This is a genomic window from Candidatus Planktophila limnetica (genome assembly GCF_002288365.1).
Taxonomy (GTDB): Bacteria; Actinomycetota; Actinomycetes; order Nanopelagicales; family Nanopelagicaceae; genus Planktophila; species Planktophila limnetica.
In genome coordinates, this window is record NZ_CP016782.1 from 245,656 (window position 1) to 265,763 (window position 20,108).

The 20,108-nt window shown below is 45.5% G+C and carries 21 protein-coding genes; 20 read left to right on the plus strand and 1 reads right to left on the minus strand.

What is annotated here, in order from left to right; all coding sequences use genetic code 11:
• Position 1 precedes the first annotated feature (1 nt).
• From glmS to groL, 16 genes are all read left to right on the plus strand, one after another.
• Positions 2 to 1,843, plus strand: a complete 1,842-nt coding sequence (gene glmS / locus PHILAsVB114_RS01390; RefSeq protein ID WP_095697622.1) for a glutamine--fructose-6-phosphate transaminase (isomerizing) — start codon at positions 2 to 4, stop codon at positions 1,841 to 1,843.
• 24 nt (positions 1,844 to 1,867) lie between these two features.
• A complete protein-coding gene (locus PHILAsVB114_RS01395) occupies positions 1,868 to 2,503 on the plus strand; it encodes a phosphatase PAP2 family protein (RefSeq protein WP_095697623.1) in 636 nt (211 codons plus the stop codon).
• 19 nt (positions 2,504 to 2,522) lie between these two features.
• A complete protein-coding gene (locus PHILAsVB114_RS01400; RefSeq protein WP_095697624.1) occupies positions 2,523 to 2,870 on the plus strand; it encodes a holo-ACP synthase in 348 nt (115 codons plus the stop codon).
• On the plus strand, positions 2,867 to 3,982 hold the full coding sequence (gene alr, locus PHILAsVB114_RS01405; RefSeq protein WP_095697625.1) for an alanine racemase: 1,116 nt from the start codon (positions 2,867 to 2,869) through the stop codon (positions 3,980 to 3,982). Before PHILAsVB114_RS01400 ends, alr begins: the two co-directional genes overlap by 4 nt.
• On the plus strand, positions 3,972 to 4,736 hold the full coding sequence (locus PHILAsVB114_RS01410; RefSeq protein WP_095697626.1) for an ABC transporter ATP-binding protein: 765 nt from the start codon (positions 3,972 to 3,974) through the stop codon (positions 4,734 to 4,736). The genes alr and PHILAsVB114_RS01410 overlap by 11 nt, the downstream gene beginning before the upstream one ends.
• Positions 4,733 to 5,443, plus strand: coding sequence for an ABC transporter ATP-binding protein (locus PHILAsVB114_RS01415; RefSeq protein ID WP_095697627.1), 711 nt, complete (start codon positions 4,733 to 4,735; stop codon positions 5,441 to 5,443). Before PHILAsVB114_RS01410 ends, PHILAsVB114_RS01415 begins: the two co-directional genes overlap by 4 nt.
• Positions 5,444 to 6,340 (plus strand): branched-chain amino acid ABC transporter permease, encoded by an 897-nt coding sequence (locus PHILAsVB114_RS01420; protein WP_095697628.1) that lies wholly within the window; start codon positions 5,444 to 5,446, stop codon positions 6,338 to 6,340.
• Entirely contained in the window at positions 6,340 to 7,320 is a 981-nt protein-coding gene (locus tag PHILAsVB114_RS01425) for a branched-chain amino acid ABC transporter permease (RefSeq protein ID WP_095697629.1), read from the plus strand. The genes PHILAsVB114_RS01420 and PHILAsVB114_RS01425 overlap by 1 nt, the downstream gene beginning before the upstream one ends.
• A gap of 53 nt (positions 7,321 to 7,373) precedes the next feature.
• Complete coding sequence (locus PHILAsVB114_RS01430; RefSeq protein WP_204246809.1) at positions 7,374 to 8,663, plus strand: ABC transporter substrate-binding protein; 1,290 nt, start codon at positions 7,374 to 7,376, stop codon at positions 8,661 to 8,663.
• Positions 8,660 to 10,303: an alpha/beta hydrolase family protein gene (locus tag PHILAsVB114_RS01435; protein ID WP_095697631.1), complete on the plus strand. Its 1,644-nt coding sequence runs from the start codon at positions 8,660 to 8,662 to the stop codon at positions 10,301 to 10,303. The genes PHILAsVB114_RS01430 and PHILAsVB114_RS01435 overlap by 4 nt, the downstream gene beginning before the upstream one ends.
• Positions 10,304 to 10,375: 72 nt before the next feature.
• A complete protein-coding gene (tsaE, locus tag PHILAsVB114_RS01440; RefSeq protein WP_204246810.1) occupies positions 10,376 to 10,816 on the plus strand; it encodes a tRNA (adenosine(37)-N6)-threonylcarbamoyltransferase complex ATPase subunit type 1 TsaE in 441 nt (146 codons plus the stop codon).
• Positions 10,813 to 11,373: a tRNA (adenosine(37)-N6)-threonylcarbamoyltransferase complex dimerization subunit type 1 TsaB gene (tsaB, locus tag PHILAsVB114_RS01445; protein ID WP_095697632.1), complete on the plus strand. Its 561-nt coding sequence runs from the start codon at positions 10,813 to 10,815 to the stop codon at positions 11,371 to 11,373. Before tsaE ends, tsaB begins: the two co-directional genes overlap by 4 nt.
• Positions 11,373 to 11,831 carry a ribosomal protein S18-alanine N-acetyltransferase gene (rimI, locus tag PHILAsVB114_RS01450; RefSeq protein ID WP_095697633.1) on the plus strand — a complete coding sequence of 153 codons (459 nt, stop codon included), beginning with the start codon at positions 11,373 to 11,375 and terminating at the stop codon, positions 11,829 to 11,831. The genes tsaB and rimI overlap by 1 nt, the downstream gene beginning before the upstream one ends.
• A complete protein-coding gene (gene tsaD, locus PHILAsVB114_RS01455) occupies positions 11,828 to 12,859 on the plus strand; it encodes a tRNA (adenosine(37)-N6)-threonylcarbamoyltransferase complex transferase subunit TsaD (protein WP_095697634.1) in 1,032 nt (343 codons plus the stop codon). Before rimI ends, tsaD begins: the two co-directional genes overlap by 4 nt.
• Before the next feature lie 116 nt (positions 12,860 to 12,975).
• Complete coding sequence (gene groES, locus PHILAsVB114_RS01460; protein ID WP_095697635.1) at positions 12,976 to 13,269, plus strand: co-chaperone GroES; 294 nt, start codon at positions 12,976 to 12,978, stop codon at positions 13,267 to 13,269.
• A complete protein-coding gene (groL, locus tag PHILAsVB114_RS01465; protein WP_095697636.1) occupies positions 13,270 to 14,904 on the plus strand; it encodes a chaperonin GroEL in 1,635 nt (544 codons plus the stop codon).
• A gap of 68 nt (positions 14,905 to 14,972) precedes the next feature.
• On the opposite strand, the gene PHILAsVB114_RS01470 is transcribed toward groL, so the two are convergent.
• Positions 14,973 to 15,275 carry a WhiB family transcriptional regulator gene (locus tag PHILAsVB114_RS01470; protein WP_095697637.1) on the minus strand — a complete coding sequence of 101 codons (303 nt, stop codon included), beginning with the start codon at positions 15,273 to 15,275 and terminating at the stop codon, positions 14,973 to 14,975.
• Between the two features lie 77 nt (positions 15,276 to 15,352).
• Here PHILAsVB114_RS01470 and PHILAsVB114_RS01475 point away from each other — a divergent pair, with 77 nt between their 5' ends.
• Genes PHILAsVB114_RS01475 through guaA form a run of 4 tightly spaced genes read left to right on the plus strand, consistent with a single transcriptional unit; the run spans position 15,353 to position 20,107 of the window.
• Positions 15,353 to 16,261, plus strand: coding sequence for a MerR family transcriptional regulator (locus PHILAsVB114_RS01475; protein ID WP_095697638.1), 909 nt, complete (start codon positions 15,353 to 15,355; stop codon positions 16,259 to 16,261).
• A 56-nt stretch (positions 16,262 to 16,317) separates the two neighbouring features.
• Positions 16,318 to 17,433, plus strand: a complete 1,116-nt coding sequence (guaB, locus tag PHILAsVB114_RS01480) for an IMP dehydrogenase (RefSeq protein WP_095697639.1) — start codon at positions 16,318 to 16,320, stop codon at positions 17,431 to 17,433.
• Positions 17,434 to 17,451: 18 nt separating this feature from the next.
• Positions 17,452 to 18,564, plus strand: coding sequence for a GuaB3 family IMP dehydrogenase-related protein (locus PHILAsVB114_RS01485; protein ID WP_095697640.1), 1,113 nt, complete (start codon positions 17,452 to 17,454; stop codon positions 18,562 to 18,564).
• The gene (gene guaA / locus PHILAsVB114_RS01490) at positions 18,557 to 20,107 is read left to right on the plus strand and encodes a glutamine-hydrolyzing GMP synthase (protein WP_095697641.1); all 1,551 of its coding nucleotides are present in this window, start codon (positions 18,557 to 18,559) and stop codon (positions 20,105 to 20,107) included. The genes PHILAsVB114_RS01485 and guaA overlap by 8 nt, the downstream gene beginning before the upstream one ends.
• The last annotated feature ends 1 nt before the right edge of the window (position 20,108 follow it).

Below are 20,108 nucleotides of genomic sequence, written 5' to 3' on the forward strand. Positions count from 1 at the left end.
CGTGTGCGGAATTGTGGGTTACACAGGGCCACACAATGCAATCACGCCCTTAATCGAAGGATTACGTCGCCTGGAATATCGCGGCTATGACTCTGCCGGTATTGCACTGGGCACACCGAATAAGTTATTCATTGAAAAACGTGCAGGCAAACTAAATAATTTGGAACAATCACTTTCATCAATTCCAACCGCACGTTCAGGAATTGGCCATACGCGCTGGGCAACCCACGGTGGCCCAACAGATAGCAACGCGCATCCTCATGTTGATAACGATGGAAAATTAGCAGTCATTCACAATGGAATTATCGAAAATTATGCTGAACTAAAAGCAGTGCTTGAAAGCAAGGGCCACACTTTTTCTTCAGATACTGACACCGAATCTGTGGCTCACCTGCTCAGTGATTTAAGAAAAAAACATGGTGGAGATTTATCTGCTGCAATGCGTGAGGCAGTTAAGTCTTTACGTGGATCATTTACATTAGTTGCAATTCATGCCGATACTCCAGATGTGATTGTTGGAGTCCGTCGAAACTCACCACTGGTTGTGGGCTTAGGCAAGAATGAAAACTTTATGGCATCCGATGTTGCAGCCTTCATTGAGCACACAAAGCGTGCAATCGAATTGGGACAAGATCAGGTTGTGACTCTGACACCCACAACGGTTTCAATCACAGATTTAGATGGCAAAACCGTTACCCCAAAAGAGTATGAAATAACGTGGGATGCGAGTGCGGCGCAAAAAGGTGGATTCGCGCACTTTATGCTTAAAGAAATCTTTGAACAACCTAAAGCTGTAGCAGATACCTTGATTGCGCGGCTTAGTGATAATAAGCAGATAGTGCTCGATGAGATTGCCTTAACTGCTGCAGAGATTAAGTCACTAGAAAAAATTGTTGTTATTGCCTGCGGTACTGCCTATCACGCAGGAATGATTGCAAAGTATGCGATTGAAAAATGGGCAAAAATTTCAGTAGAAGTTGAAATCGCCAGTGAGTATCGCTACAGAGATCCAATAATTAATAAGAACACACTGGTCATCGCCATCTCGCAATCTGGTGAAACGATGGATACGTTGATGGCGCTTCGCCATGCAAAGGCTGCAGGTGCTCGAATTCTTGCAATCTGTAATACAAATAGTTCAACAATTCCACGTGAGTCAGATGCTGTGATTTATACCCACGCTGGCCCAGAAATTGCAGTTGCCTCAACAAAGGCTCTGCTGACTCAAATTGTGGCTGTGTATCTCATTGGCTTGCACTTGGCTCAAGTTCGATCACAACTTACTGATGATCAAGTTGCCGATCTTTACAATGAAATGCTTGAGCTACCAGGAAAGATTGAGCAGATCCTTGAAACTGTCGAACCGCTACGTGCGCTTACAAGAAAATTTGCTGATGCAAACACCATTTTATTTCTCGGCAGAAACATCGGTTATCCAGTTGCGCTAGAAGGTGCGCTGAAGTTAAAAGAGCTGGCATACATTCACGCAGAAGGTTTTGCAGGTGGTGAACTCAAGCATGGGCCTATTGCATTGATTGATTCAGTTTCGGCCACTCCAGTCATTGCGATTTTGCCTGCAGGCCATGAACACTCACTCGATGAAAAAATGGCGAGCAATATTCAAGAGGTCAAAGCGCGTGGTGCAAGAGTTATTGTGATTGCAGAAGAAGGTGCCAATGTTGTCGGTGCCGAATATGTCATTCGTATCCCTGTGACAAATCCGCTCTTTCAACCAATTCTTGCAACTGTGCCACTACAAGTCTTTGCTTATGAAATCGCAGTTGCTCGCGGAAGCGATGTAGATCAGCCACGCAATCTGGCTAAATCTGTAACGGTGGAATAAGTGCCTTCAATACGCAGAGAACAAATGTTTCGTGCAGTGAAGTGGTCAACCCTATTTTTTGTCGGATTTATCGTTGTCACCCAACAGGTAATAACAAATGGTCCACTGATTGCTTTAGATGCACGAATTGCAAACGCAAAGAGAGTCGATTTCCCAACGTGGATAGATTTTATCCTGATGCGAATCGATGATCTAGGACTGCGTGGCTTAACGGCTAGCGCGCTTATGATTGCCGCAATTTATATTGCACGACGTTTTAAAACATGGAGACCACTTAATTTGGCGATACTTTCAATCATTGCGCTTAACTTAATTGTTGGACTTGCTAAGTTATTAATTGGTAGAACAAAACCTCAACTCAATGTCGATCTAATTTATGCAGGTGGCCTTTCATATCCAAGCGGTCATGCTTCTAATGCGATTCTTTCGTGGGGAGTACTTGCTTATTTAATTTATAGATATGCCCACGTGGATCGTTATCGTGGGCGTCTTGCTAGCGCTGGAGTAGCACTCATTTCACTGAGCGTATGTGTGGTTTCCCTCATTAGAAATACTCACTGGCTCTCAGACTTAGTCGGTGGATTATTTATTGGCGCAGCCTTACTCGTTATGGTCATCGCAATCGATCGCTTTGTAAAATCTAATAGCCAACTCTCGTAGTTCTTATTACTATTGCCAAATGATTGAGGGCGTGGGAATCGATGTAGTAAACATCGATCGTTTCAAGGAATCCCTAGAGCGAACACCTGGATTAAGTGAGAAGTTATTTACCGAATCAGAGCGAACAAAAAACGTTCAATCTCTTGCTGCGCGTTTTGCAGCCAAAGAAGCACTTGCAAAAGCTCTCAGTGTTGGGCACGGATTACAGTGGCATGAAGCCGAAGTAATCAATCTAGAAAATGGCAAACCAGAGTTTTTATTCCGTGGTGAAATTGCAGATCTAATAAGTGGATCACGGGTGCATCTCTCGTTGTCACACGATGGAGGCATTGCCTCGGCAATAGTTGTTATTGAGGAAAAAGCATGAGTGATCGCGCAGAATTTCTCATAGATCTGAGTGCGCTCAGCACAAACATCGCACGGTTAAAAAAAGAGTGTGGCGTGGATGTGTTGGCCGTTGTAAAGGCAGATGCATACGGGCACGGTCTTATTCGCGTTTCACATGCTGCGCTCAAAGCAGGTGCATCGTGGTTAGGTGTTGCACTACTAGAAGAAGCAATCACTCTTCGAGAAAATGGCGTTGAAGCACCAATTCTTGCCTGGCTTGTTTCACCTGGTTCTGATTTTGATTCTGCAATCACCCACAATATTGATATTGGCGTTTCAAGTATTAAGGGATTACGCGAGATAAGTGAATCTGCAAAGAGAGCGGGCAAGAAAGCTCGCATCCATATCGAAGTAGATACTGGAATGAGTCGTGGGGGATTCTTAGATGAGTGGAAAGATTTACCCACAGAAGATTTTTCTCAGGTTGATGTAATAGGAATCTTTTCTCACTTTGCTCGGGCAGATGAACCAGGTGAGCAACAAAATATCGATCAAATTCAGCGCTTTCAGCAGATGGTGCAAGAGCTTGGCGATATTGGAATAAACCCACCAATAAAGCACTTAGCAAATTCGGCTGCAACGATGAAAGATTCACCTTCCTACTTCACAATGGTTCGAGTTGGAATTGCTATGTATGGGTTGACTCCAGATCTCACACATTTAGGAACAAGTAAAGATTTGGGATTGCGCCCGGTAGGACAATTGCGAGCAAAACTTCATCTTGTTAAAAGCGTTCCAGCGCATTCACCTGTTGGCTATGGTGCAAGTGCAATGACGCAATCAGATACAAAATTAGGCGTTGTTGCAATTGGATATGCCGACGGAATTCCTCGCATTGCACAAGGCGCGGGAGTTTTTTTCAAGGGTAAGAAAGCTCCAATAATTGGTCGAGTTTCCATGGATCAATTTGTTGTAGACCTGGGTTCTGATAGCACGGCGCAGTCAGGGGATTGGGTAATAGTTTTTGGTGATGGTTCTCATGGCGAATACACCGCAGATGATTGGGGACGCGCAAGTTCGAGCATAAATTATGAGATTGTCACCCGAATTGGGCCACGTGTGCCTAGAATCTACCAATCTCATGAGTACTAATTCACAGTTATTAAGCATTAAAGACCTCTCGATATCTTTCGGAGGTCTCAAAGCGCTTAACAAAGTATCAATTGAGATCAATAAAAATGAAATCATCGGATTAATCGGTCCAAATGGTGCGGGTAAGACAACTTTATTTAATGCCCTCTCTGGACTGGTAGAAATTGATAGCGGTGTTCTAGAAATTAATGGAACACAGCACGAATGGCCAAAACCGTATGAATTAATTGATCTTGGAATATCTCGCACACTTCAAGGAGTTGGACTCTTTCCTGAGTTAACTGTTTTAGAAAATGTGATGATTGGAGGGTCTAACTTTGCCCGCAGTGGATTAATCTCGGCAGCCCTTGGATTAAGTGCAAAAGATGAATCGAAGTTAAAAGCGCGCGCAATGACAGCTCTCGAGCGTGTCTATGCAACGGGCTTAGCAAATCGCCGCGCAGACACACTCGATTATCCAGTGACCAAAAGAGTTGCTCTTGCACGAGCACTCATAAGCGAACCTAAAATTTTATTACTTGATGAACCTGCTGGCGGATTAGGTCCACAAGATATTGAGTGGATGAACTCATTGATTCATAATCTTTCATCTCAGTGCTCAGTAATTTTGGTAGAACATCACATGGATGTTGTTATGTCAGTGTGTAACCGACTCTATGTACTAAATTTCGGTCAAGTAATCGCATCGGGCGATGTTGAATCGGTTAGACGCAATCCAGATGTTGTTGCCGCATACCTTGGAGCGCACGCATGACTCTCATCGTAGAAAATCTCACAATTGATCACGGTGCTATACGTGCGATTAATTCAGTCTCATTTACTGTTCCGACAGGTAATTTGGCTGCGGTTATCGGTGCAAACGGTGCTGGAAAAACAACTCTGCTGCGCGGCCTATCTGGACTAAAAGATATTAAATCTGGACGAGCCACGTGGAATGGTGAATCAATTGTTGGTAAGCGCCCAGAGAATTTAGCCCGTGCAGGAATCATGCACGTTTCAGATGGTAAATCAGTTATCGCAGAGCTCACCGTTAAAGAAAATTTGGCATTAACTGGGCTTTGGCGCAAGGACAAAAAAGATGTTGCTGCGGCTACCGAGGAAGTTCTTTCACTTTTTCCAATTTTGGGTGAACGTATGTCTCAATCTGGTGGATCACTCTCTGGTGGGGAACGTCAGATGTTGGCAATCGGACGAGCCCTTGTTGCACGTCCTCAATTACTGCTTCTGGATGAACCTTCACTTGGTCTTGCACCACTGATTATTGATCAGATATTTAAGACCATTAGAAAATTTGTCACGACCATGAATCTCACAGTTGTTCTTGTAGAACAAAATGCAATGGGCGCACTTGCCATTGCCGATGAAGGAGTCGTCCTCAATCTAGGAAGTGTTGTTGCCGTTGATCGCGCAGAGAATTTACTTAAAGACCCAGCAGTGCGCACTGCTTACTTGGGGTATTAAATGATAAAACTAATCACAGCAATTCTGACGGCTCTGACTACCGGAGCAATTTATGCGTTGATGTCGACAGCACTTGTTCTTGTCTGGCGATCAACTCGAATCATTAACTTTGCCCAGGCCGGTCAAGCAGTCCTCTCTACTTATATTGGATATGAAATTACGGTGCGCACCGGATCATTTTGGGTGGGCGTAGTTGCTGCGATGATTTTTGGTGCACTGCTGGGAGCAGTCATCGACAGATTCTTCATGCGACCAATTTTTAAGAGAATTCAAAGTGGACCAATTTTGATGATTGCACCTGTTGTTGCAACCCTAGGTTTACTTGGAATTATTCAGGCAATCATTGGGTTTAAGTGGGGATTGACCTATCAATCACTTGCAGCGCCAGTTTCTACTGATGGATACACGCTATTTGGCCGGGTAATCGCATTTAGTCCATTTAATCTTTTGGTAGTTGTCTTCGCAACTATAAGCATGCTGCTACTAACTCTGCTATTTCAAAAGACAAATATTGGTTTAGCACTTCGAGCATCTGCGCATTCACCAGAGATCGCAAGATTATCTGGAATTAAAGTTGATTTCATCAGAACTCTTGGCTGGGCTCTTGCAGGCGCAGCTGGTGGATTAGCTGGAATGCTCTACATACCTTCTTCTTATCTCTATCCAAATGCGATGGATGTATTGCTCGTATTTGGTTTCGTTGCTGCAGTAATTGGCGGGCTTGAGAGTTTATTTGGAGCAGTCGCAGGTGCGATGCTTCTGGGATTCGCAATTAGTTTTGCGACAAGTTACGTCAGTGAAAAACTGGTTTTCCCAATGGCTTTCATCATGCTAATTGTGGTTCTATTAATTAGACCGGCAGGATTATTTTCAAAGAAGAAGGGTCGGCGAGATTGATGCTAAAACTGACCCCTTCCAAGAAACGAACAATTTTCTTCATTGCAATTGGCTGGGCTTTGTTGTTAATTGGCGATCGCATTGGAGAATTGCGCCAGTATCAAGGTTCCTTCGTCGCGATGTATGCGTTAGCAATTGCTTCAATCATTTTGCTCACTGGTTATTCTGGTCAACTCTCTTTAGGCCATAGTGCCTTGATGGCCGTAGGTGCATACGCCGGTGCTCTCTCGATTAATAACTTGCATTTACATCCCGCTATTGCGCTAGTAATTGCAACATTTGTTGCAGGAATATTTGGACTTCTTCTCGGATTTGGTGTTGCTCGATTATCAGGACCTTATTTAGCAGGAACAACTCTGGCACTTGCAGTTTCATTACCAACGTTGGCCAATCAGTTTCCAATTCTTGGCGGTGAGCAAGGAGTTGTATTCGATGTCGGTTTGCCACCTGCACGTTTTGGCGAAAACTTTTCTCAATACAAGTGGTTTTTCTGGATTTCTTGCCTTGCAGTATTAATAATGCTCTGGCTTATTTCTAATTTTGTTTCCTCACGATATGGACGCACCTTCCGAGCGATTCGAGATAACGAAACGGCAGCGTCTCTGGCAGGACTCAATACCGGGCGCCTTAAGGTCCTGGCCTTTGCCATTAGTTCAGGAATGGCTGGGCTGGCCGGAGGACTGCTGGTAATGCTCATAAGCGGGGTTTCACCCAGCGCTTTTCCCCTCAGCCTCTCATTTTCTTTGCTGACGGGCGCTGTAGTTACTGGCGTGTATAGCCTCCGAGGTGTGATGCTAGGGGGGTTGGTTTTGGTGGCAATCCCTGAGATCGCCGATTCACTCGTTACCCGAATCGGAGGTTCTGAAGGATTCACCGCAACCTTGCCTGGTTTCTTGGTAAGTGCACTGCTGATCTTGGCAGTGCTATTTGCACCAAACGGACCAGGAACGCTTTTGCACAGTATTAAAAAGCACCATTAAGTAAGAACCCTCAGATAACACACGGAAGGAAATACATGATCAGAAATACTCGCATGAAACGTTTCTCAATCGTTTCAGCGGTAGTCGCACTCGGAGCAATGGTATTTACCGCGCTTCCTGCACAAGCTGCCGAACCAGGTCTGACTTCGTCAGAAATCAAGCTAGGAATTTCTACGCCACTCACAGGAACAGCAGCCCTTTCTTACGGCAAAGTTCCTGGTGCGATGAAGGCTTATTTCGACTTCATCAATGCAAATGGTGGAGTGTACGGTCGCAAAATTAAGTTAGTAGTTCGCGACGACAAATACCTTCCTACATTGGCTGCTACACAGACAACCAACCTCGTTCTCAAGGATGGCGTTTTCGCTCTAGTTGCAGCTCTTGGAACTGCAACGCACTCAAAGGCATACGCAGCGGCATCACTTGCAGCAAAGAAAGTGCCTGATCTATTTGTAAATACAGGATTTAGTGGATTTGGCAATCAAGCCAAGTACCCAACCACATTTACAGTTCTTCCAAGCTATGCGATGGAAGCAAAAATTATTTCTAAGTTCGTCAAGGACAAGTTCCCAGGACAAGCAGTTGCCCTCGTAGCTCAAGATGATGAATTTGGCGTAGATGGCGTAAACGGATTTGCTGCAGGTTCTCTAACACTTGCATCAAAGACTTTATACCCACAGAGTTCTATGACAGATGCTCGTGCGAAGGCTCTAATCACTGGATTAAGTGCTATTCCAGGAAAGCCAGTTGTCATCCTCTTTGGAACAACAGATGTAACAGCACTGATTTTCAAAGCAGCTGAATCTCTCAACCTAGTAAGCAAATTTACTTGGATCGCAGGTTCTGTTGGTGGAGATGCCAACACGCTTCTAGCACTCGGTGTAAAGGCAACAACTATCGATGGCGCAATTGCAGCTAGCTTCTTTCCTGACGCAAAAGATACAACTGATGAATACGTCAAGGAATTTAGCAAGATCAATGCCAAGTACAACCCTGGAGTCTCATTCGACAACGTGGTTCTACAAGGCATGAACTCAGCGATGCTTACAGTGCAAGCACTACGTGCAGCAGGTAAGAATCTGACACGTGCTGGGCTCATCAAGGCAATTGAAAATAAGGGAGCAACATTTGCGAGTGCAGCACTTGTTCCTCTCAACTACTCAGCCACCAGCCACATTGGTTATAACGGTTACTGGATGGGTCAACTCAACGCAAAGGGTGAGTTGAAGCCATACGGCGGAACATTGTCAGTTGTCACAACGGACTCAACAAATGGTCCGATTACACCTTCAACGTATAAGCGCTCTTCAATTCCTAAGAATGGGATACCAACAAACTCATGAAAAATATGAAAATCACTAAGGGCTTTTCAGCGCTACTAGTCACAGCACTGGTTACAACCATTGCAGTTGTAACACCATCAGCTGCGCAGGCAAACACAACCTGTACTAAGGAAGTATTTGCACCTTCAACAGGTGGAAGTGACGTCAAGTATCAAAAGTGCACAGGTACAGATTGGCAAGGATCTAAGTACGAAATTCGCATGCCTTCTAAATTTAACGGCATGATGTATTTGTACAGTCACGGTATTCGTGGAAACCACAACATGCCGAAGGTTCCTGTAATTAGACCTAATGGTTACGTAGTAGATATGTCACCAGAAGTTGCACCAGGACGCACAGCAAATGACCAACAATTGATGGCTGAAGAGCTATTGAAGCAGGGCTACGCAGTTGCAGGGTCTGGTGTCTCAACACAGGGATGGTCAGTTCCAGAAGCAGTCGATGCAAACCTTGCTCTCATCATTGAAGCTCGTGAGAAGTTCCCAAAGATTAAGAAGATTGTTTCTTGGGGAGACTCACTTGGTGGTCACATTTCTCAATCACTATCCGAGCAATATGACGTCATTGATGCTGTAGCAAATCTGCACATGGCAGGTTCTGCTGATTCTCAATACACATATGCAAATGACTTCTTGTGGATGTTTAAGACATTCTTTGATCCAACAATCAAGGGAAATGGCTATTCATCTGGAACAACTGGATACATGGAGTACATGGGAGATATCACAAAGGTATTAACAGCCTTTGGAACTATTCAGGCAGCTATTGGAGCCAACCCACTTGCACCAGCATGGCCAGCAAGTTCTACAGCTCCCGCAGCACTTAAGGGAATTCCAGTTCGAAGTGCAGTACTTCTAGTTGGATTACTTGCAGGCGTTCCAGTGCAGTCAAATACTTATGACGCATCATCTGGTCCAGCAGGTCCACTTGAAACTTCATTTGGACTAGCAATTAGCCCAGCACTTGGTGTCTTTGAAAATGCTTTCACAGCACTTGCACTCGCACTGATTGGAAACTATGACGCAGAACTTCGCTGTGGTGGAACAATTTTCGATAACACCACAACTGATTACGCTGCACGTCTTGGCGACAATGGCGATGTTTATGCTGCTGGTCTCAGCGGCAAGACAGCAACAGCTGGAATGTTGGCTTATCTCAATAAGCTCAACCCAGCTGCACCACGCGTAAAGGGCAATCCTGCTGCAATTAATTGCATCAAGAATGAACAAGCAAATTACACAGGTGCTGTAACAGTTCCAACAATTACAATCTCTCAGACTGCTGATCAAGTGACTCCAGCTGGATTCATTCAGAACTTCAAAGAGTTGTATGCATCTAATGTTGCAGCAGGTACTGCCAAGCCAGGCAACCTGCTAAATATTTGGAACAAGCCACCAGATACATATACAAAGTTTGATGCTGCTGGAAAGCCGATTACACCGGCTGTACCAACAACTGGCACAAGCCACTTTATGTATACCAATAAGGACCTTCTAATCATCGCCAAGATGCTTGCAACTGCAGGCAAGACTGGCAAGTTGCCTTCAGTAGCAAGTGCTAAGGCAGCATTTAAGAAGAACCCAAATATATTCATTGATCCAGATTACAAACCTGAATTGATGTTTGCTGATCGCAAATAACTAGCGATTCAATCGCAAAGGGCCCCAGTGAACCTGGGGCCCTTTGCTTTTGACGCTAAACTTTCGACAATCATGAAAAAGATAGCCAGCGCAACAGAGATGCACGAACTCGGTGCAAAAATTGGTGCCCAGTTGCAAGCTGGTGATTTGATTTTGCTTAACGGTGATCTCGGTGCTGGCAAAACAGTTTTAGTACAAGGCATTGCACAAGCACTTGATATTGAAGGTGTCACTTCTCCAACATTTGTTATTTCTAAGGTTTACCAAGCCCGGCTGCCACTAATTCACGTTGATGTCTATCGCCTATTGGATTCTGGTAAAGCTGCTCTGTTTTTAGATGATCTCGATTTAGATACCGACCGAGAAAATTGCGTCACAGTCATTGAATGGGGCGCAGCGGAATCTGCAAGGCTTTCGGATCAAAGATTAGAAATAACAATTGATCGAAGTGATGAAGTTCGAAAAGTCTCATTTAATTGCGTGGGCCAGCGATGGGCAGGATTTTCAGTATGAGTGCGGTATTGGCAATAGATACATCTACATCTCGCACCTCAGTCGGACTACTAACCAATAACAAATTAATTTGGTCAGCCCATGAAGATGGCGCAACCGCTCATGGCGAAGCACTTCCGCGATTAGTACACAAAGCGCTGGAAATTAATAATGAAATATCTCAGGTAATTGTTGGAATGGGACCTGGACCATACACAGGTTTGCGTGCAGGAATTTCATTTGCACAAGCATTTGCATGGGCTAGAAACATAGAAGTTTCAGGTTTTTGTTCACTCGATGCCATCGCCTGCACAGCTCCTGAATACATTGCCGCAACCGATGCGCGTCGTAAAGAAATTTACTGGGCAAAATACATTGACGGCAAGAGAGTTGATGGACCGCACGTTAATGTGCCAGCAGAAGTAAGCGGCGCCGTATTTGTTGGCGAAGGAGCACACAAGTACGGATTATGCGCAGAAGCAACGTATCCAGATGTGTCTGTATTTCATTTACTCGCACGCGTGGAACTTCCAATGTATTTACGTCGTCCCGACGCCGTGCCGACGTTGGAGCGATAATGGATATTTCATATCGCGAAGTGATGCCATTAGATCTTCCAGTATTGGTTTCAATGGAGCGCACTTTATTTTCTGATGCCCCTTGGTCAATGGGTCAGTTCAAAGAAGAGTTTTCTGGAATTCCAAAGACTCGTTATTTCGTAGTAGCCCTAGATTCAGATAAACAGATTGTTGGTTATGCAGGTGTCATGGTTGTTGCATCCGGTGTGGATGCTGATGTTCTAACAGTTGCCGTTCTTCCCGAAGCACGCAGACGTGGCATTGCTCGTCACTTCATGGATTCGCTGGAAAAGTGGTCATCAATGCGCGTTGCCCCATCGATGATGCTTGAAGTAGGTGTGAATAACTCATCTGCAATAGCACTCTATGAATCAATAGGTTATTTAATTATCAATACCCGCAAAAACTATTACGGTCCGGGCCTTGATGCTCATGTCATGAAAAAGGTGTTGTCATGAGTGCACCCCTTGTACTTGGAATCGAAACATCGTGTGATGAAACTGCGATTGGAATCGTTAAAGGTCGCACATTATTAGCAAATGAAATTGCATCTAGCGTGCAAGAACATGCACGCTTTGGTGGCGTTGTTCCAGAAATCGCCAGCCGCGCGCATTTAGAAGCAATGATTCCGGCGCTAGATCGCGCCCTAAAAACTGCCAAAGTTTCGCTTAAAGATATTGACGCTGTTGCAGTGACAGCTGGTCCTGGGCTAGTCGGTGCGCTATTGGTTGGAACATCAACGGCTGCGGCAATTGCGCTAGCCCTTGATAAACCACTCTTTGGCGTTAATCATTTAGCTGCCCATATCAGTGTTGATTACTTAACTCACGATAATCCACTTGATCCAACGATTGCGCTACTTGTTAGCGGTGGGCACTCATCTATTTTGCAAATCAATGACATCACATCTTCTGTCACATCTTTAGGTTCGACAATGGATGACGCCGCCGGTGAAGCATTCGATAAAATTGCACGTGTCATGGGATTAGGTTTTCCTGGGGGACCAGCAGTAGATCTTGAAGCAAAAAGTGGAGATGCCAATGCAATTAATTTTCCACGCGGATTAACGCAAGCCGAAGATTGGCGCACACGTCCCTATGATTTTTCATTCTCAGGACTTAAGACAGCAGTTGCCCGCTATTTAGAATCAACACCTCAATACAAACGTGCAGATGTTGCCGCTTCTTTTCAAGAAGCAATTGTCGATGTGCTTGTGCAAAAATCACTTGCTGCTTGTGCGGCTACTGGTATCGAATCTTTAGTGATCGCTGGTGGAGTCGCTGCTAATTCACGGCTTCGAGAATTAGCCGAAGAGCGATGCGAAAAAGCTGGAGTGAAATTGCGGATTCCTTCACCATTGCTCTGCACCGATAACGGAGCGATGGTTGCAGCCCTTGGTTCACTTATGAGCAGTGCGGGACGCGCAGCCTCAGCCATTGATTTGGCAGCCTCATCCAGCCTTTCGGTCACGACTGTAAGGGTTTAGCCTCCTAATTTGCGCACGGTCAATAGCCACCCGTATTCTTGGCGTTAGCACTCAAGGGTCGAGTCTGCTAATTGCGGCTCTAGACCCATCCGTCGGAAAATAAAGGAGTAATACCCATGGCTGTTGCCATTAAGCCGCTTGAGGATCGAATTGTCGTAAAGGCCAATGAGGCTGAAACAACTACTGCATCAGGTCTTGTTATCCCAGATACAGCAAAAGAGAAGCCACAAGAAGGCACTGTTATAGCTGTTGGGCCAGGTCGCTTTGATGATGGCGTTCGCGTTCCTATGGATGTCAAAGTTGGCGATGTAGTTCTTTATAGCAAGTACGGCGGAACAGAAGTTAAGTACAACAACGAAGAGTACTTAGTTCTATCTGCTCGTGACATTCTCGCTGTTATCGAGAAGTAAATGGGAAAGATTCTAGATTTCGACGAGCATGCTCGTCGTGCGATGGAACGTGGCGTCAACATTCTTGCTGACACCGTCAAGGTAACGCTGGGACCCAAGGGTCGAAACGTTGTTATCTCTAAGGCCTATGGCGCTCCAACTATTACAAATGATGGCGTAACAATCGCCAAAGAAATTGAATTATCTGATCCAGCTGAAAACATGGGCGCACAGCTCGTTAAGGAAGTTGCTACCAAGACCAACGATGTCGCTGGTGATGGAACAACAACTGCGACAGTTCTTGCTCAGGCAATGGTTAAAGAAGGACTACGTAACCTTGCAGCTGGCGCGCAACCTATGGATCTTAAACTCGGCATTGAAGCCGCAGTTGCTGCAGTATCTGAACGCCTTCGCGCAAATGCCACTGTCGTCAATGACAAGGCACAGATTGCAGATGTTGCAACAATTTCAGCACAAGATCGCAGCATCGGAGACCTCATCGCAGAAGCGATGGATAAGGTCGGCAAAGATGGCGTGATCACAGTTGAAGAAGCATCAACTACTGCACTCGAACTCGAATTCACAGAGGGTATGCAATTTGATAAGGGTTACATCTCTCCATACTTCGTAACAGATCAAGATCGCATGGAAGCAGTTCTAGAAGATGCTTATGTGTTGATCGTTGGAAATAAGATTTCAGCGCTCGCAGACTTGCTTCCAATTCTTGAAAAAATTGCACAGGCTTCAAAGCCATTATTAATCATTGCTGAAGACGTTGAAGGAGAAGCTCTTTCTACTCTGGTCGTAAACCGCATGCGTGGTGTATTTGCTTCGGCTGCAGTTAAAGCACCTGGCTTTGGAGATCGTCGCAAAGCGATGCTCGAAGACATTGCAATTCTGACCGGTGGAACTGTTATCTCAGCAGAAGTTGGAATGAAGCTAGATCAAATCGGAATCGAATCACTTGGTAAGGCTCGTCGCATAGTAATTTCTAAGGATGCCACCACGATTGTCGATGGCTCTGGAGATAAGAAACTTGTTGCAGCTCGTGTACAAGAAATCCGTAATGAATTAGCCACCACAGATTCTGAATGGGATCGCGGCAAGCTTCAAGAGCGCGTTGCAAAACTCGCCGGTGGAGTCTGCGTAATCAAAGTTGGCGCACATACAGAAGTAGAGCTCAAGGAGAAAAAGCACCGCCTTGAAGATGCTATTTCAGCTACTCGCGCAGCAGTTGAAGAAGGAATCGTTATCGGAGGAGGCGCAGCACTTGTGCACGCAGCCGATTCACTCGAAGGCGATCTTGGATTTACTGGCGATAAAGCAGTTGGCGTGCGTCTTGTTCGCAAAGCATGCGATGAACCACTTCGCTGGATTGCAGAAAATGCAGGACTTGAAGGCTACGTAGTTGTAGCAAAGGTTCGCGCAATGAAAGCACACGAAGGATTTAATGCTGCAACTGATGTCTATGGCGATCTTGCAAAAGATGGTGTCATCGATCCAGTCAAAGTAACTCGCTCTGCTCTTGCAAATGCTGCATCAATTGCGGCAATGTTTATTACAACAGAGGCGATTGTCTATGAGCGTCCAGCAGATCAAGCACCTGATGCTGGCGGCCAAGGTCATTCACATGGCCCAGGTGGACACTCACATTAAGTAAATAGATTAGGTTGAAATAAAAAACCCCTTCGCATTACGCGAAGGGGTTTTTTATTTCTAATTATTTAAGAAGCGTGAGAAACCTCTTTTGTAATTTCTTTTCCGATAATCGCTAAGCGATCATCTTCAGAAAGACCGCCCCAAATTCCGTACGGCTCTTGCACTGCCAGTGCATGTGCGCGGCAAGCAGCAAGAACTGGGCAGCTTGCACAGACAGCTTTGGCCGCATTTTCACGGTTGCGACGGCGGGGGCCACGTTCTCCATCAGGGTGGAAAAACATTTCTGATGGCATGGTGCGGCATGAACCCTCGTATTGCCACTCCCAATGATCTGCGATCGGTTGGGGTAAACGTGAAATTTCAGCCACACAGGTACCGTACAACCGTTGCATAGGTTGTTCAAGTATCGGCTCGTAATAATCGCCCAAAAGGGGCGTTCCAAGTGGTGAGTTGGCTCTCATCACGCCACGATAAGCCTGTGGAAGAGCTTCTAACCGTTGCAGCCGTGGCTAGACGCCTTGGCGTTGCCCCAGCGACTCTTCGAACGTGGGCCAGACGTTATGGCCTGGGCCCAACAGATCACGAGAGTGGTTGCCACCGTCGATACAGCGCACAAGATTTAGCAAAGTTAACAACGATGCGTCGTTTGATCATTGCAGGCATGCCTCCGGCAGAAGCGGCAGCAAAAGCATTAACAGATCGAAGTCATGTCACATTACAAAAAATGGTTGATGGTTTTTCTGATCGACCTGATTCAGTCGAGATTTTACTAAGTGCTGCATTAGCACTTGATAAGAACTTTATTGAACGAGCGCTGCGCAATGACATTGATAAAAATGGCGTTATTCACTCATGGCAGGAAGTTATCGTGCCTGTCCTTGTTTCACTCGGCAAAATGTGGAAAGAAACAGGAGAAGGAATTGAAATCGAACACTTCTTCTCAGAAATCCTAAAAACTGTTTTACGCGAACGTGCATCAAAAATTACAAGCCCAATTAATCCGCGTCCAGTACTGGTTGCATCCGTTGGAGAAGAGATGCACTCACTTGCGATTCACGCTTTAGAAGCAGCTCTTGCCGAACGAAATATTGAGTGCCATTTCCTCGGAGCCAGAACACCTTTTGCAGCCCTTGAAGCAATGGTCGAAAAATTCGCGCCGCCAGCAATTTTCTTGTGGGCGCAATTAATTGAAAATGCCGACCCAACTTATTTCAGAGATCTACCCACCGTTCGGCCAGCACCACGAATTCTTTTGGGTGGACCCGGATGGAGCGAAAGTGATTGCGCACATATGACTAAAACCCCTGATTTGAACTTCGCATGCGAGGAAATCACGCGGGCTGTAGGGGCATAAAGCACCGATAGACTCTGACCTTCTTACATAGCGTCTAATGGTGAAGGAGGGCAGCGATGAGTAGCGATACTGAGAAAATCGCAATGCTCGGCCTGACTTATGACGATGTTTTACTTCTGCCGGATGCTTCTGAAGTTGTTCCCAGTGAAGTAAATACAGGTACATGGCTCACTCGAACAATTTCGCTTTCTGTTCCTTTAGTTTCATCTGCAATGGATACCGTGACTGAATCTGCAATGGCAATTGCAATGGCAAAAGCTGGTGGAATCGGCATCATTCATAGAAATTTACCAATTGAAGAACAAGTCGCTCACGTTAAATTAGTAAAAAATGTTGGGCTTGCAGGAGCTGCAGTTGGTGTGGGCGATGACGGCTTTAATCGCGCACAAGCTTTAATTGAAGCCGGAGTAGATGTTGTAGTCGTTGACACAGCACATGGTCACCATCGCGCGGTGTTAGATGCGATCACTCGTATTAAGAAATTCTCTCCTACCACTCAGGTAATTGGCGGAAACGTTGCAACACGTGCAGGTGCTCAAGCACTTATTAATGCCGGCGCCGATGCTGTAAAAGTTGGAGTGGGACCAGGTTCGATTTGCACTACTCGAGTTGTTGCAGGAGTTGGTGTTCCACAAATTACAGCAATCATGGAAGCAAGTAAGGCGTGTGCAAAAGCTGGCATTCCACTTATTGCAGATGGTGGATTGCAGTATTCGGGAGACATCGTTAAAGCAATAGTTGCCGGAGCGCACTCAGTAATGCTTGGTTCATTACTTGCAGGATGCGATGAATCTCCAGGAGAGCTCATTGAAATTGATGGACGCAAATATAAGTCCTATCGCGGAATGGGTTCCCTTGGCGCGATGCAATCTCGCGGAGATAAAAAATCGTATTCAAAGGATCGCTACATGCAAGATGATGTACTTTCAGAAGATAAATTAGTTCCAGAGGGCATCGAAGGAAAAGTTTCATACAGTGGATCGGCTGCAGATGTTGTGCACCAATTAGTTGGTGGATTGCGCTCTGGTATGGGATATGCAGGAGCGCCAGATATTGAAACACTTCGACGTGAAGGTCGACTGATTCAAATTACTGCAGCCGGTTTACAAGAGAGCCATCCGCACGATGTTTTCCACGTTGCAGATGCCCCTAATTATTCGCAGAAGAACTAAGGCACCGAAAGGATCATCATGAGCGATATTGAAATAGCTCCCGGCAAGAGAGCCCGTCTGGCTTATTCTTTTGACGATATTGCCATCGTTCCAAGCCGGCGCACACGCGATCCATTGGAAGTTTCAACATCATGGCAAATTGATGCGTATAAATTTGATTTGCCAATGATGGCTGCTCCAATGGATTCAGTTGTCTCACCAGATACCGCAATCGCAATTGGAAATCTGGGCGGACTCGGAGTTCTTAACCTGGAAGGTTTGTGGACTCGCTATGAAGATCCTCGAATTCCACTGGGTGAAATTGCGTCCATGCCTGATAAGCATGCAACCAAACGTATGCAAGAAATTTATCTAGAACCAATCAAGCCAGAGTTGATTAAAGAACGAATTAAAACAATTAGAGATGCCGGCGTGACAGTTGCTGCATCTCTTTCACCAGCGCGCACTGCTGAATTACACAAAGCAGTTATTGATGCCGGTGTAGATATTTTCGTCATTCGTGGAACCACCGTAAGTGCTGAGCATGTGGCTGATGAAAGTGAAGCACTTAATCTAAAGAAGTTTATTTACGAACTAGATGTTCCAGTAATTGTTGGCGGCGTTGCAACTGCAACTGGTGCTTTGCACTTAATGCGCGCAGGAGCTGCGGGTGTCCTAGTTGGATTTGGTGGCGGATCTGCGCACACAACACGAAAAGTATTAGGTATTGAAGTTCCTATGGCATCTGCAGTTGCAGAAGTTGCATCCGCACGTCGTGAGTATTTAGATGAATCAGGTGGACGCTACGTTCACGTTATTGCAGATGGTTCCGTTGGACGAAGTGGTGATATTGCTAAAGCAATTGCATGTGGCGCCGATGCGGTAATGATGGGTTCACCTCTTGCAAAAGCCTCAGAGGCACCAGGACTTGGTTGGCACTGGGGATCAGAGGCACACCACCCAGAACTTCCACGCGGTGAAAGAGTTGCAGTTGGAACTTCTGGAACATTGCAAGAAATTCTGCTTGGACCTTCACATGCAGCCGATGGGTCAATGAATCTATTTGGCGCGCTACGTCGTGCGATGGCAACTACTGGTTATTCAGATGTTAAATCTTTCCAGCGAGTAGAAGTACTTATACATCGTGCCTAATCCTCACGGAGTTTTGGTTGTTGATTTTGGTGCGCAATACGCGCAACTCATCGCACGCCGAGTCCGTGAAGCAGATATTTATTCAGAGATAGTTCCATCATCGATTACTGCTGCCCAAGTTAGTGCTAAAAATCCTGAAGCAATCATTCTCTCTGGTGGGCCATCGAGTGTGTATGCAGAAAATGCACCATCTGTAGACTCTGCAATCTTTGCTTTAAACATTCCGATTTTCGGTATTTGTTACGGTTTCCAAGCAATGGCAGCTGCCCTTGGTGGCGTTGTTAGCCAGACAGGTAAATCTGAGTTTGGACGTACGCAATTAAAAGTTAGTGCTGGATCAAAAGTATTTGCATCATTGCCAACAGAGCAACGAGTATGGATGTCACACGGGGATGCTGTAACTGAAGCACCATGTGGATTTAGCGTGACGGCGAGTACGAGTGATACATCAATTGCAGCATTTGAAAGTGCGAATGCACAGCTATCGGGCGTTCAATTTCATCCGGAAGTATTGCATTCAGAGCACGGACAAGAGATTCTAAAGAACTGGCTTGTAAACATTGCTAAGTGTTCTCCAACATGGACAACAGCAAATATTGCACAGACAGAAATTGAAAAAGCTAAAAAACAGATTGGAAGTAAAAGAGTAATTTGCGGACTTTCAGGTGGCGTCGATTCAGCTGTTGCTGCTGCAATCATTCAAAAAGCGGTTGGCAATCAACTTACATGCGTCTTTGTAGACCATGGATTGCTTCGAAGCGGTGAATCAGAACAAGTTCAAAGAGATTTTGTTGCATCTACTGGTGTAAATCTTGTTGTTGTGGACGCCGTAGATCAATTCTTAGATGCTCTCAAAGGCGTTAGCGATCCTGAAACGAAACGAAAGATTATAGGACGCGAATTTATAAGATCTTTTGAAAAAGCTGCCCGCGATATTGCAAGTGGTGGGGAAGTCGAATTCTTGGTTCAAGGAACTCTTTATCCCGATGTTGTTGAATCAGGTGGCGGCACAGGGACAGCAAATATCAAATCGCATCACAACGTTGGTGGATTACCTGATGATCTTAAATTTAGTTTGGTTGAACCACTGCGCGCACTCTTTAAAGATGAGGTTCGAAACGTTGGTATTGAATTAGGGTTGCCCGAAGAAATTGTGTGGCGCCAACCATTTCCAGGTCCTGGTCTAGGCATTCGAATTATCGGAGAAGTAAACAGGGATCGTTTGGAAATTTTGCGGGCTGCAGATCTCATCGCTCGTGAAGAATTAAAAGCAGCAGGGTTAGATAGAGATATTTGGCAGTGCCCAGTTATTTTGTTAGCAGAAGTGAGAAGCGTGGGCGTGCAAGGAGATGGACGCACCTATGGTCACCCAATCGTTTTGCGTCCAGTCTCTAGTGAAGATGCCATGACTGCGGATTGGTCACGAGTTCCCTATGAAGTTCTTGAGAAGATTTCGACACGAATTACTAATGAGGTGCGCGAAGTAAATCGAGTCGTGTTAGATGTAACCAGTAAACCGCCAGCAACGATCGAGTGGGAGTAAA